Genomic DNA, 12974 nt, shown 5'->3' with positions numbered 1-12974 from the left:
GGTCAGGACGGGGCGAAACCTCGCAGCGCGCGGGCGACATCGAAGTCGGTCAGTTGGGTGAAATCCTGGTACCACTGGCCGACGGCGCGGAACGTGGCTGGGGCGCTGAGGCAGATGACGGCGTCGGCGTGGCCGGTCAGGGTGTCGAGGGCCTGCGGCGAGCAGACCGGAACGGCCAGGACCAGGCGGTACGGGTGGTGGCCGCGCAGCCAGCGAAGGGCGGCCCGGGCGGTGACGCCGGTGGCGAGGCCGTCGTCGACGACCACCACTTCGCGGGCGGTCGGGTCGGGGACGGGGCGGTCGCCGCGGTATTCGTGGGTGCGGCGGGCCAGTTCGGCGCGTTCCTCGGCCACCGTGGGGGACAGGTCGGCTTCGGTCAGTTCCAATGCGGCCAGGGCGGCCTCGTCGAAGACCGGTGGGCCGTCCTCGGCGATGGCGCCGATGCCGTACTCGGGCCGGCCGGGCGCGCCGATCTTGCGGGCGATGACCACGTCGAGCTCGCCGCCGATGCGGGCGGCCACGTGGACGGCGATCGGGACGCCGCCGCGGGGCAGGGCCAGCACGAGCGGGGCCGGGCCGGGGTGGCGCGGCAGCTGGGCGGCGACCGCCTCGGCCAGCTGGCGGCCGGCGTCGTCCCGGTCCTGGAAGATCAGCGCAGATGCGTCGTGAACCACGTCGCTGCCTCCTCGGCCACGGTGTCGAGAGCGCCCGGCTCCTCGAACAGGTGGGTCGCGCCGGCCACGATGCGCAGCTCGGCGGTGACGGTCATGGCGTTGCGGGCCTGCTCGTTGAGGTCGATCACCGGCCCGTCCTCGCCGCCGACGAGCAGCAGGGTCGGGGCGGCGACCTGGATCAGCGCCGGTCCGGCGAGGTCGGGCCGGCCACCGCGGGAGACCACGGCGCGTACGGGCCGGGGCCGGGAAGCGGCGCAGACGAGCGCGGCCGCCGCACCGGTGCTGGCGCCGAACAAACCGATGGGCAGGTCACGCGCGCCGATCTGCCCCGCGCCGCCTCCACCGGCGTCCGCGACGAGCCAGTCGACCAGGCCGATCAAGCGATCGGCGAGAAAGCCGATGTCGAAGCGCAGCTCCCGGGTCTGCTCGTCCCGTACCTCCTCCTCGTGCGTGAGCAGATCGACGAGCAGCGTGCCCAGGCCGTGCCGGTTCAGGTACGCGGCGACCGCGCGATTGCGCGGACTGTGCCGCGAGCTCCCACTGCCATGGGCGAACAGCACTACCCCGTACGCCCCGTCGGGCAGCGTGAGATCACCGGCCAGCTCGGTGCCGGCCGCGTTGAATGTCCGCTCGTGCGTCACGGTGGCCATGCCGACGGCATACCCGGATGGGTGGCGTCTCATACGTCCGACTTGTCAGTTATTCCCGCATGGTCGCTGTCGGTGTCGGATGTTCCGCCACCCCCCTCCCAGGATCAATGCCCCGTCGAGACCGAGCGGTAGGTTGGTTCCACCATCCCGACGGAGGAGACCCGGTGCCCCAGGATCCGAACGCGCCCCTTCTGGATCCCCCGCACCCACCCGCCCACCAGCGCCCCCACTCCAACGCGGACGCCGCGCGCCCGGGCATCGCCGGCCCGGCCAGGGTGCTTCCGGGTGCGACCGGCCGGGCCGGCCCGGGCCCGGGCATCGCCGGCCCGGCCGAGGTGCTCCCGGGTGCGACCGGCCGGGCCGGCCCGGGCCCGGATGGGGCGGGGCCGATGGATCCGCGTCGGCGCGTGCCGCGTACCGACGCGGTCTTGGCCGATGCCCGCCTTGTGGCCGCGACGGCAACGCTGGGCCGGCCGGCCGTGAAAGCGGCGGTTGCCGCCGCGCTGCAGAGGGTTCGCGAGGGGGAGTTGGCGCCGGCCGAGGCGGTTGACGCTGCCCTGGCGGCGCTGCCCCGGGGACCGCGACCGGTCCTCAACGCCACCGGCGTGGTCCTGCACACGAACCTCGGCCGTGCGGCTCTGTCGCCCGCCGCCCGTGACGCCGTAGCGGCCGCCGCCGGTCACACCGACGTCGAGCTCGACCTGGAGACCGGCCGCCGCGCCCGCCGGGGCCGGGACACCCTGGCCGCTCTCGCTTCCGCCGTCCCCGCCGCCGGCGACGTCCACGTGGTCAACAACGGCGCCGCCGCCCTGGTCCTGGCCGCCACCGCCCTGGCCGCCGGCCGCGAGATCATCGTCAGCCGCGGCGAGATGGTGGAGATCGGCGACGGCTTCCGCCTGCCGGATCTGCTCGAGTCCACCGGCGCTCGCCTTCGCGAGGTGGGCACCACCAACCGCACCACGCTCCGCGACTACGAACGGGCCATCGGCCCCCAGACCGGCTTCATCCTCAAGGTCCACCCGTCCAACTTCGTGATCCGCGGCTTCACCAGCGACACCCCCGTCTCCGCCCTGGCCACCCTGGACCCGCCGGTGGTGGCCGACATCGGCTCCGGCCTGCTCCAGCCGGACCCGCTGCTCCCGGACGAGCCCGACGCCACCACCACCCTGACCGCCGGCGCCGACCTGGTCACCGCCAGCGGCGACAAGCTTCTGGGCGGCCCCCAAGCCGGTCTGCTCCTGGGCCAAGCCGCCTTGATCGAGCGCCTGCGCCGCCACCCCCTCGCCCGCGCCCTGCGTGTGGACAAACTCACTCTGGCCGCCCTCCAGGCCACCCTGACCGGCCCCACCACCCCTACGTGGGAAGCGCTGCGCACCGACCCCGCCGCCCTGCGTGCCCGCACCGAAGCGGTCCGGGCCCACCTGACCGCCCAGGGCATCCCAGCCACCCTCACCGACGCACCAGCCGTAGTCGGCGGCGGTGGCGCCCCCGAAGTCACCCTCCCGTCCTGCGCTCTGTCCCTCCCGGAGCACTACGCCCACCCCCTCCGCACAGGCGCCATCCCCGTAGTCGGCCGCGTCGAACGCGGCCACCTGCTGCTCGACCTCCGCTGCATCCCGCAGAACGCCGACCCCGACGTCATCACCGCAGTCCTGACCGTCGCCACTACCCTGGCCGCCACAAAGCCAGCCGCCGCCGCGCCTGCCGGCCCGACGTCCGCCGCCGCGCCTGCCGGCCCGGCATCCGACGCAACGGCTCCCGCTGCCGTGCCTGCCAGTCCGGCGCCGACCGCCGGGGCCGGTGGCGCGGGCGTGAGGGAGTAGGCGTGCACGTCATTGCGACCGCCGGGCATGTCGATCACGGGAAGTCGACTCTGGTGCGGGCGCTGACCGGGATGGAGCCGGATCGGTGGGCCGAGGAGCGGCGCCGGGGGATGACGATCGACCTCGGGTTCGCATGGACGGGGCTGCCGTCGGGGCGGACGGTGGCCTTCGTCGACGTGCCGGGGCATGAGCGGTTCGTGCCGAACATGCTGGCCGGGGTGGGGCCGGTGCCGGCGGCGATGATCGTGGTGGGGGCCGACGAGGGGTGGATGCCCCAGTCGGCGGAGCACCTGGCCGCCCTGGACGCGCTCGACGTACGGCACGGGCTGCTCGTGGTGACCCGCAGCGACCTGGCCGAACCGGAGGCCGCGACCGAGCTGGCCCAGGCGGAGATCGCCCCGACGTCGCTCGGCGCAGTGGAAACGGTCGCGGTCAGCGGCGCCACCGGAGCCGGCCTCGACGACCTGCGCGACGCCCTGGACCGGCTTGTCGCCCGGCTGCCCACGGCCGACCCGGAGGCCCCCGTGCGCCTCTGGATCGACCGGGTCTTCACGGTCAAGGGCGCCGGAACCGTGGTCACCGGCACCCTCGGGGCCGGCCGCCTCCGGGTCGGCGACGAGCTGAGGCTCGGCGACACCACGGTCCGCATCCGCGGCCTGCAGAGCATGGGCCAGCAGCTCGACCAGGTCACCGCCGTGGCGCGGGTCGCCGTCAACCTGCGCGGCACTCCCCGCGACGACCTCGGCCGCGGCGACGCCTTGCTCACCCCGGGCCGCTTCCGCTTCGCCGACCTCATCGACGTACGCCTGCACGGCGACCCCGTGGCCGAACTCCCCGCCGAGGCCACCCTGCACGCGGGCTCCGCCGCCGTCCCGGTGCGGATCCGCCCCCTCGGCGACGACACCGCCCGCCTGCGTCTCTCCCACCCCTTACCCCTCCGTATCGGTGACCGTGCGCTCCTCCGTGACCCCGGCCGCCACCACGTGGCCGGCGGCGTCACCGTCCTCGACGTCCTGCCTCCCGGCCTCAAACGCCGCGGCGCCGCCGCAGCCCGCGCCGCCGAGCTGACCACCATGGACGGCCACCCGTCGCTGACCTCCGAGCTGACCCGCCGCCTCCTGATCCGGGGCGCCGACCTGGCCGCCATGGGCATCCCCCTACCGCCCCCGGCCGCCCCGGCAGACAAGCCTCCGGTCGCCTCGGCGGGACGGCCTGGGACTGCCTCGGCGCGGCAGGGCGCGGAGGCCGGCGGGTCCGGGGTCGAGGTGGTGGGTGACGGTGGCGGGGGAGTGCCCGTGGCCGGTGACTGGTATGCCGATCCGGGGCACTGGGCGCGGCTGGGCGAGCGGCTCACCGAGGAGGTGACCGCCTACGGGCGGGAGCATCCGCTCGAGCCCGGCATGCCGGTGGAAGCGTTACGGCATCGGCTGGGGCTGCCTGATCGGGCGTTGGTGTCGGCGCTGGTTCGTCCTCCCGTCGTGGTTCGTAACGGTCGTGTGGCCGTGGGGGTGTCCGAGGCGCCGGACGACCTGGTCGCGCTCGTGGCCAAGGCCTTCGACGGCCTGGGCCCCTTCGCGGCGCCGGAGGCTTACGACCTGGCGGCGCTGGGCCTGGGCCCTCGCCAGGTGGCGGCGGCCGAACGCACCGGGCTGCTCCTGCGCCTCACCCCGCAGGTGGTTCTGCCCGCGGGCGCGATCGAGGAAGCGGCCCGGCTGCTGGGCGAGCTGCCGCAGCCGTTCACGCTCAGCGAGGCCCGCCAGGCTCTGGGCACCACCCGCCGGGTGGCCGTGCCGATGCTGGAGCTGCTCGACCGTAAGGGGCACACCCGTCGCCTGCCCGACGACCGCCGGACGGCGGCGTAGCCGGCCTTACCGGTGGGCGAGGGCGGTCACCTCCACCTCCAGGACGGCGCCTTCCAGGAACAGGCGGCTCACCTCGACCGTGGTGCTGGCCGGTGGGCTGGTGGGGAAGAAGCGGCGGCGGACAGCGCCGTAGGCCGGCAGGTCGGCCAGGCTGGTCATGAAGGTCCGGATGTGCATGACGTCCTTCAGGGTGGCGCCGTGGGCGGTCAGCAGGGCGTCGATGATTTCGAAGATGCGCTCGGCCTGGCGCCCGGCGTCGCCGGGGGCGATGACGGCGCCCTGGTCGTCGACTCCTACCTGGCCGGAGAGGAGCAGGAGGGCTCCGCCGCCTGGCAGATCGGCTCGGGCCACGTGGGCGAATCGGTCGCCGAAGGGGGCGGCGACGGTGGGCGGGTTGTCGAGGGTCAGCTTGGGCATGGGGGAGACGCTACGAGGGTCCGAAGCATGCGACCAGCGAATGTCTGGCATGGGTGCCATGCGCGGCTAGCATGCTTCGGCGTGGAGACTCAGCTGCTGGAAGTGTTCCGTACGGTCGCCCGTACCGGCTCGATCACGGCGGCGGCCCGACAGCTGCAATTCACCCAGTCGGCCGTGTCACGGCAGATCGGCGCGCTGGAGGCGGAGCTGGGCGCGCAGGTGTTCGACCGGTTGCCGCGTGGCGTCGCGCTGACCGAGGAGGGCCGGGTGCTTCTGCCGTACGCGGAGGGCGTGCTCAATCGACTCTCGGACGCCAGAAAGGCCGTGGACGAACTGCGGGAATTAGGCGCGGGAAGACTGCGGGTGGGCGCGTTTCCCACCGCGGTCGCCGCGTTGGTGCCGCGCGCTTTGGCCAGCTTTCGCAAGGCCTACCCCGAAGTGGCTCTGGGTCTGGTCGAAGGCCTGACCCCGAAGTTGCTGGAGCGGCTCGCCGAGGGTGAGGCGGATGTGGCGGTGGTCAGTTCGTCGCCGGCCGGTGAGATTGACGCGGAGCGATTCGAGCTGCGGCACATCCTGGACGAGCGAATGCTGGTGGCCGTGGCGCTCGATCACCGGCTGGCGGCCCGGCGAACGGTGCGGCTGGCCGAGCTGGCCGACGACGCCTTCATCGCGGGATCGGCCACCGCCGAGGAAACGCTGTTGCGGGCCAGTCTGCCCAGCGGATTTCAGCCGCGGATCGACATTGTGGCCGCCGAGTGGACGGGTAAATTGGGCTGTGTCGCGGCCGGTCTCGGAGTGGCTCTGGTGCCGGCGCTCGCGCTGCGGAGCACGCCACCGGACATCGCATTGCTGCGGTTGCACCGGGACGACGAGCCGACGCGGCGGGTCTACGCGGCCACCCTGGCCGGGCGTTCGATGTCGCCCGCGGTGAGCCATTTCCTACGGCATTTGGCGCACGCCGTTCCGGGCATTTGAGAAGTCGGCGATCTCGGGCATGTGGCGCTCGGCCCATTCGCGCAGGGCGGCCAGCGGCTCGTCGAGGGAAAGACCGAGTGGGGTGAGCCGGTAACGGACCCGCGGCGGCATGGACGGCTCGACATGACGCGTGACCAGGCCGTCGTCGGTCAGGGAGCGCAGCGTCTGCGAGAGCATTTTGTGGGAGATGCCGGGCATCCGCCGTTCGAGCTCCGCGAAACCGACGTCGCCGGGCTCGGCCTCGGCCAGCACTTTGACCGCCATGGCGACCCATTTCGTGCCGATGCGGTCGAGCAGCCGGCGCGTGGGACAGGCCGGGTCGAAAAGGTCACCGCGCCGTCCGTCGGTCACCACCGGGTTACCACCTTTCGGATAAGTGCGTTCTTCCGGGCCAGCCCAACCAATTCTAGGGTGACTAAGTAACCGTTGGTTACCAAGAAGAGGTGGAGCGACTGTGCCGCACATTGCCGCGAACGGCATCGACATAAATACGACCGTGGCGGGCGACGGCCCGCCGATCCTGCTCCTGCACGGTTTTCCGCACACGTGGCGGGTCTGGTCGGCCGTCATCCCCGAGCTCGCCCGCACGCGCCGGGTCATCGCGCCGGATTGGCGAGGTCTGGGCGGTACGACGCGGGCGACTCAGGGGTATGACGCGGGCACACTCGTCGCGGATACGTGTGCCCTTCTCGACGCTCTCGGCGTGCGCTCCACCGAGGTGGTCGCGCTCGATCTCGGCGTACCCCCGGCCCTATTGCTGGCCCTTAGGCACCCCGAGCGCGTACGTCGACTGGTCGTGATGGAGGCCTTCGCCGAACCGCCTGCCGCACCGCCGTGGTGGTTCGGTTTCCACGGGGTGCCGGGGCTGGCCGAGCGCGTCCTGGCCGGGCACGAAGCCGAATACCTGGACTTCTTCCTGCGCGCCGGCACGCACGAGGGAAATGGCGTCGACCCGGATGTCAGAAACGCTTTCGTCGAGGCCTACGCCGGGACGGAATCGTTGCGCTGCGCCTTCGAGCACTATCGCGCCATGCCCGAGACGGCCCGTCAGTTGGCGGCCGAAAAGGGGCGGCTCACGATGCCGGTCATCGCCTTGGGCGCTCGTCCCGTCGGCGATCGGCTGCACCAACAACTGAAGCCGATCGCCGACGACCTGACCGGGCACGTGATCGAGCAATGCGGGCATATCATCCCGCTCGATCGCCCGGAGGCGCTGCTCACCTTTCTATAGCGATCGGGTCAATCGCCACCAGACGGACGGCGGTTCGGTCGCGGCGTCGGTGCGCAGCTCGACCTTGACGCCCGACGCCTGGACCGTGCCGACCGGCTGCGACGCTGTGACCTCGGCCGACGGCGCGGTGGTGGTGACCTTGAGCGGCACCGTCAGGCCGGGCCACCCGACGACCTTGAGATCCCGGGCGGGCCGTACGGAGGTGGTCGCGCCCCAGGCCGTCTCGACCTGACCGACGGCGTCGGCCGGGAGCAGGGTGTACTCCTTGACGACCTTGGCCACGGCGGTCAGCAGCTTCTTGACCTCACGGTTGACCTTGGCCAGCTGCTGCGGCGTGTTCGCCCCCGGCTGATTGAAGAGCGCGCCGACCAGAACCAGCTTGCGGTTACCGACGGTGAGGCGCGAGGCGAACACCAGGTTACCACCGGCCTCGTCGGTGGAGCCGGTCTTGATGCCGAAGACGCCGTTGACGCCGAGTAGGTCGTTGTAGTTCTTGATCGTGCCGACGACCGGGATCTCGGCTTCGGGCAGCGCGACGATCTCGGCGAAGACGGCGCTCTTGAGCGCTGCTCGGGCCAGGATGACCTGGTCGGCGGCGGTACTGGTGGTGGTCGGCAGGTACCCGCTGGGATCGGTGTAGTTCGTGTTCTTCATGCCGAGGTCCTCGGCCGCGGCGTTCATCTTGGCCACGAACGCCTCCTCCGAGCCGGCGTCCCAGACACCCAGCTGATGCGCGATGTTGTTCGCGGAGGGCAACATCAGGGCCTCGAGGGCGTCACGCTCGGTGAGTTTCTCGCCCACTTCGACCCGTACGAGGGACTGGTTGCTCGCGATCCTCGACTGGTAGTCCGTGACGTCGGCCGCGGTAACGGTCAGTGTCGGACCCTCCTCGTCGCCGGTGAGCGGGTGATCGCGCAGGATCACGTAGGCGGTCATGACCTTGGCGACGCTGCCGATCGGCGCGGCCTCCGTCCCGCCGGAACCACCGAGCCGGCCCAGGCCCTCGACCATGAGCTCGGCGCTGCCGACCGCGGGCCAGGGCAGGCTCGGGGCGGCGCCGGGGATCTTCATGCTGGCCGCGATGTTCGTGGTCAGGGTGGCGGCGGGCAGGTCGCGGGCGAGTTGGAGGCCGGCCCCACCACCGAGCAGGACCACCAGCAAGATCAACCCAAGGAGTACGGGGAGAAGGCGGCGCTTGGCTTTGGGCGTGGGCGGCTGGCCCCCGCCGTAGACGGTGGGCGCGGGCCGCGCGGGTGGGGGCGGCGTGACGCTCGCGGAACCGGCGGCGGGCGCTGTGACGGCAGGCTTGGCACTCCCCGTGACTGGCGACGCGGCGATCATCGGCCGGGTGACATCGGCCTGAGCCGCCCGCGCGAGCGGCATCGCCGCCTGCGCCGCCGGCGGCAAGGCCGGAGCCGGCCGGGCCGGGCTTTGCGCTGGTGGCAAGGCCCGAGTCGGTTCGGCCGGGCTTTGCGCTGGTGGCAAGGCCTGAGTCGGTTCGGCCGGGCTTTGCGCTGGTGGCAAGGCCTGAGTCGGTTCGGCCGGAGGCCGGGTCAGCGGCATCGCCGCCTGCGCCGGGGGTGTCTGCTTCGCCGGCGTGGGGGTGGGCACCGTCGGAGGTTCCGTCGGCGGGACGGCGGTCAGCGGCTGGGTCATGTCGGCCGGGGTGGGCGCTCCGGCCGGAGGCGTCGAGGCGGGCGGAGCGGGCCGGACCGGGCGGGTGGTGTCGGCGTCGGCCGACGGCATCCGGATCAGCGGCTGGGTGACATCGGCCTGCGCGGGCGCAGAGACCCCGGTCCGGGTGGCAGTCGGCGGCGCGCCCTTCGTCTGCGGCGCAGAGGCCTGTGCGGAGTCAGGCACGGAGGGCCGCGCAGGGGCCGGCCCCGCCGGTTTCCCGCTGCTGTCCTTCGCGGATGGGGCTGTCGACGGCTGGGCCGTCGTGATCGGCTGCGTGGCATCGGTTGGCGGGGCCGGCTTCTCGTCCGCGGTCGATGGCGTCGATGGGGAAGTGCGCGGAGCCGCATCAGTCGAGGGAGTCACGGCGAAAGGCTGAGTGGCCTCTTCTTCCCCCAGGCCCGTCTCCTTGGCCGCGGCCGGCTTCGCTGCCTCACTTCGCGGCGACGGCACATTCGGCGGTGGCGCGTCCGCCAGCGATGTGGCTTTCACCGGCTTGCCGGGGACCGACGGGGACGCCCCGTAAACCGTTCCCGGTTGGCGGGGAGAAGGGGCCGTTGGAGCCTTTTCACCCGCAGCCTTCGGCTCGGCGGGCCCCTCGTTCTCCTGCGCGGGCGAGTTCTCCTGCGAGGACGAGCGGGTCTCGTCGGTCGGCTTCGGCGGGTGGGTCATCTCTCTCCTTCCGGTCCCGGGGGCCCGGGCGTCCGGCAAGTATTGCCGGACCGCGCCACCTTTCGTCCGGGTGATTGCGCGGGTGTGCCGTTGCCCGCTATCTGTGACGCATGGACGCCGCCGCCCCGCCCGCGCTGACGCGACGCTTGGGCTCGGTGCTCACGGCGTACGTCATGCTTTGGACGTTTTTGATCCTGAATCTCGCGATCGTCGAGCTGATGTTCCTCAATCCGGCGACACCGGCGCACAACACATTGACCTCGATCGGGCGTTTTCTGGGCCTGCATCTCGGTTTCGTCATGGCGTTGCAGCTGCTGCTCATCGCGCGGCTGCCGTTCCTCGACCGCCGGATCGGCATGGACCGGCTCACCACCTGGCACCGCTGGACCGGGTTCACGATTTTCTGGCTGGTCGTGCTGCATCCGACGTTCGTGCTGCTCGGCTATTCGCAACTCGACCGCATTTCCTTCTTCGCGGAAATCCCCAACCTGGCCCGGCAGATGCCGGTCCTTCTGGGCATGCTCGCCGCCGGCCTGGTGGCGGTCATCGCCGTTTCGTCCGTACGCATCGCCCGCCGCGCCCTTTCCTACGAGGCGTGGCACGCCATCCACCTTCTCGTGTACGTCATCGTGGTGCTGGCCCTGATTCACCAGGTGTACGAGGGCAGCGCCTTCAAGACGAACGAATTTACCCAACTCTATTGGTGGGGGCTGTGGCTGTTCGCCGTCGGGGCCCTGATCTCCGGCCGGGTGGTCGTCCCGCTGGCCCGGAACGCGCGGCACCGGCTGCGGGTGGCCGCGGTGATCTCCGAGGCGCCCGGCGTTGTCTCGGTCCACGTCACGGGCAGTGACCTCGACCGTCTGCACGCCCGGCCCGGCCAGTTCTTCCTGTGGCGCTTCCCCCGTCACAACCCGTGGTGGCAGGTGAACCCGTTCTCACTCTCCGCCGCCCCGGACGGTCGCTCCCTGCGGCTGACCGCGAAGGGCATCGGCACCACCAGCGCCGGCCTACGGGAGCTCCCGATCGGCACGAGAGTGTTCGCCGAGGGCCCGTACGGCGCCTTCACCTCGACCCGCCGCGTCCGGGAGGACGCCTGTCTGATCGCCGGCGGCATCGGCGTGACTCCGATCCGTGCTCTGCTCGAGGACGAGACCCTCACCGGTGACATCGTCGTCCTCTACCGTGCGCGCACCCCGGCCGATGCGGTCCTGCTTCCCGAGTTGCAGAACCTGGCCCACCTGCGTCAGGCCCGCCTGCATCTGCTCACCGGCCGTACGGATGAGACGAACCAACCGCTCAGCGCGGGCAACCTGCTCGGCCTGGTGCCCGACATCGCGCAGCGCGACGTCTTCGTCTGCGGCCCGGCCGCCATGACCGCCGCCGTCCTGCGCAGCCTGCGCCAACTCGGCGTCCCGGCCCGCCAGCGCCACGCCGAGACGTTCCGGCTCGCGAGCTGAGATCATCCCGGTATGGCTACGGACACAGCGCACCTAGCGGAACGCATCGATCGCCCGGCCGCCGAGGTCTATGCGTACGTCTCGAATCCCGCCCACCTGCCGGAGTGGGCCCCCGGCCTGGGCCAGGGCGTCGAACAGACCGACGGCGAATGGTTCGTCCTCACCGGCACCGGCCGAATCAAAGTCACCTTCGCCCCGCCGAACGACTTCGGCGTCCTCGACCACTGGGCCACCTTCCCCGACGGCCAGACCTTCCTGAACCCGCTGCGCGTCGTCCCGTACGGCGACGGTTCGGAGATTGTCTTCTCCGTCCGCCGCGCGCCCGGCACCTCGGACGAGGACTTCGCCCGCGACACCGGCCTGGTCCAGGCCGATCTCGCCCGCCTCCGGTCCATCCTCGAATCCCGAGCGGTCTAATTTGCAATTGCATTCAGCAAAGCGCAAGTTGCACGAATTCTGTCCTGAAATAACCAAGCTTGACTTTTCGTCGTCTCCGAAACACACAATCGTTGTCAGACCGGTAACCTTGAACCCGGTGGCTCCTTGAAAGAGGTCCGGCCATGAGGAGCGATGAGCCTGCCCGGCAACGGCCAATGCTCCTGATCATGTTTGCGGTTCCCTTGCTGACCGTGGTCGTTCTGATGACCGGGATCGGGATGGTGGCGCTGATCGGCCGACGGGGCGACGACACCACGTGGAGCCGCTGGAGCAGCGTCGGCGAGGCGTTCGGCGTGGTGAACTCCGTCGTCTCCGCGATCGCGGTGGCCGCCGTGGTGATCACCTGGTCATTGCAGCGCCGAGATCTACGGGATCAGCGCGTGGAGCTGGCGATGCAGCGGCAGGTCTTGGAGGGCACCGAAGCCGCATTGCGCCGCAGCGCGGATGTGGACGTGCGGCGCCTGCACGTCACGTTGATCGGGATGGCGCTGGACAATCGAGATCTCGCCGATGTGTGGCCGAGCGACCCGGGCACGGATGCGGTCACGCGCTCGCAGCACCTCTACTCCAATCTGCTGCTGCAGCACGTGTGGGTTCAGTACACCGCCGGAGTCGCCACGCGTGAGGAGATGGTGAGCAACCTGCGCTATCTCTTCGCCAGTCCCAAGGTGCGAGCTTTCTGGCGAGACACCGCGAACAACAGGCAGAACATCTATGTGGAAAGCTCGGCAGAGCTGTCCTTGGCCGTCGTAGCGGACACGATCTGGCGCGAGTACGAGGCGGTCCTGTCATGCTCGGATGAGAGGGCCGACCGCGAGCGCGGTGCTACGGCAGGTCCTTCGCCGCGGCCAGGAGGGTGTCTCGGGTGATCACGACGATGCTCTCGTAGGAGGCGAGCCCCGCGTCCGGCGGAAGGTGGTCCCGCAGCTCGTCAGTGCGGTTCGTGCCGATGACTGCGAAATTGCCGTCGGCCATTTCGAAAATGTCAGGGCAGGTGCACGCCGTGGCGCTACCCCGGGCGCTGGGGGACAGGCCAACCCGCCGCACGATCGGCGATGCTGGCAGAGCGTCGTGGGCGCGGAATGAGATCGGCACGAGACC

The 12974-nt window shown here is 71.4% G+C and carries 14 protein-coding genes; 8 read left to right on the top strand and 6 right to left on the bottom strand.

Translation table 11 applies throughout. The features are described 5' to 3' along the window. Window positions 1-2 precede the first annotated feature (2 nt). Together AB0J66_RS36255 and AB0J66_RS36250 are read right to left on the bottom strand one after the other, a co-directional pair. Complete coding sequence (locus AB0J66_RS36255; RefSeq protein ID WP_364670781.1) at window positions 3-674, bottom strand: phosphoribosyltransferase family protein; 672 nt, start codon at window positions 672-674, stop codon at window positions 3-5. Continuing rightward, window positions 650-1324 (bottom strand): dienelactone hydrolase family protein, encoded by a 675-nt coding sequence (locus tag AB0J66_RS36250; protein WP_364670779.1) that lies wholly within the window; start codon window positions 1322-1324, stop codon window positions 650-652. The genes AB0J66_RS36255 and AB0J66_RS36250 overlap by 25 nt, the downstream gene beginning before the upstream one ends. Before the next feature lie 389 nt (window positions 1325-1713). Between AB0J66_RS36250 and selA the strand changes: the two genes are divergently transcribed. Further along, window positions 1714-3147: an L-seryl-tRNA(Sec) selenium transferase gene (gene selA, locus AB0J66_RS36245; protein ID WP_364670966.1), complete on the top strand. Its 1434-nt coding sequence runs from the start codon at window positions 1714-1716 to the stop codon at window positions 3145-3147. Between the two features lie 2 nt (window positions 3148-3149). Further along, window positions 3150-5009: a selenocysteine-specific translation elongation factor gene (gene selB, locus AB0J66_RS36240; RefSeq protein WP_364670777.1), complete on the top strand. Its 1860-nt coding sequence runs from the start codon at window positions 3150-3152 to the stop codon at window positions 5007-5009. A 6-nt stretch (window positions 5010-5015) separates the two neighbouring features. Here the strand turns inward: selB and AB0J66_RS36235 are convergent, their stop codons facing one another. Next, a complete protein-coding gene (locus AB0J66_RS36235) occupies window positions 5016-5426 on the bottom strand; it encodes a RidA family protein (RefSeq protein WP_364670774.1) in 411 nt (136 codons plus the stop codon). Window positions 5427-5528: 102 nt separating this feature from the next. Here AB0J66_RS36235 and AB0J66_RS36230 point away from each other — a divergent pair, with 102 nt between their 5' ends. Next, window positions 5529-6401: a LysR substrate-binding domain-containing protein gene (locus AB0J66_RS36230; protein ID WP_364670771.1), complete on the top strand. Its 873-nt coding sequence runs from the start codon at window positions 5529-5531 to the stop codon at window positions 6399-6401. On the opposite strand, the gene AB0J66_RS36225 is transcribed toward AB0J66_RS36230, so the two are convergent. Then, the gene (locus tag AB0J66_RS36225; protein WP_364670768.1) at window positions 6366-6752 is read right to left on the bottom strand and encodes a helix-turn-helix domain-containing protein; all 387 of its coding nucleotides are present in this window, start codon (window positions 6750-6752) and stop codon (window positions 6366-6368) included. The genes AB0J66_RS36230 and AB0J66_RS36225 overlap by 36 nt on opposite strands. Before the next feature lie 103 nt (window positions 6753-6855). Here AB0J66_RS36225 and AB0J66_RS36220 point away from each other — a divergent pair, with 103 nt between their 5' ends. Continuing rightward, window positions 6856-7632 carry an alpha/beta fold hydrolase gene (locus tag AB0J66_RS36220; protein ID WP_364670766.1) on the top strand — a complete coding sequence of 259 codons (777 nt, stop codon included), beginning with the start codon at window positions 6856-6858 and terminating at the stop codon, window positions 7630-7632. On the opposite strand, the gene AB0J66_RS36215 is transcribed toward AB0J66_RS36220, so the two are convergent. Then, window positions 7627-8799, bottom strand: a complete 1173-nt coding sequence (locus AB0J66_RS36215) for a D-alanyl-D-alanine carboxypeptidase (protein WP_364670765.1) — start codon at window positions 8797-8799, stop codon at window positions 7627-7629. The genes AB0J66_RS36220 and AB0J66_RS36215 overlap by 6 nt on opposite strands. Before the next feature lie 487 nt (window positions 8800-9286). On the opposite strand from AB0J66_RS36215, the gene AB0J66_RS36210 reads away from it, so the two are divergent. From AB0J66_RS36210 to AB0J66_RS36195, 4 genes are all read left to right on the top strand, one after another. Beyond that, window positions 9287-9685, top strand: coding sequence for a hypothetical protein (locus tag AB0J66_RS36210; RefSeq protein WP_364670763.1), 399 nt, complete (start codon window positions 9287-9289; stop codon window positions 9683-9685). 403 nt (window positions 9686-10088) lie between these two features. Continuing rightward, entirely contained in the window at window positions 10089-11435 is a 1347-nt protein-coding gene (locus AB0J66_RS36205) for a ferredoxin reductase family protein (RefSeq protein WP_364670761.1), read from the top strand. 12 nt (window positions 11436-11447) lie between these two features. Beyond that, window positions 11448-11852: an SRPBCC family protein gene (locus AB0J66_RS36200; protein ID WP_364670758.1), complete on the top strand. Its 405-nt coding sequence runs from the start codon at window positions 11448-11450 to the stop codon at window positions 11850-11852. 143 nt (window positions 11853-11995) lie between these two features. Continuing rightward, window positions 11996-12742 (top strand): DUF6082 family protein, encoded by a 747-nt coding sequence (locus tag AB0J66_RS36195; protein WP_364670756.1) that lies wholly within the window; start codon window positions 11996-11998, stop codon window positions 12740-12742. Here AB0J66_RS36195 and AB0J66_RS36190 read toward each other — a convergent pair. Next, window positions 12699-12848 (bottom strand): hypothetical protein, encoded by a 150-nt coding sequence (locus AB0J66_RS36190; protein ID WP_364670754.1) that lies wholly within the window; start codon window positions 12846-12848, stop codon window positions 12699-12701. The two genes, AB0J66_RS36195 and AB0J66_RS36190, sit on opposite strands and share 44 nt — an antisense overlap. Between the last annotated feature and the right edge of the window lie 126 nt (window positions 12849-12974).

The organism is Actinoplanes sp. NPDC049598 (assembly GCF_040675435.1).
GTDB lineage: Bacteria > Actinomycetota > Actinomycetes > Mycobacteriales > Micromonosporaceae > Actinoplanes.
The sequence above is the reverse complement of the archived record's forward strand: the minus strand, read 5'-3'. Positions and strand labels throughout refer to the sequence as shown.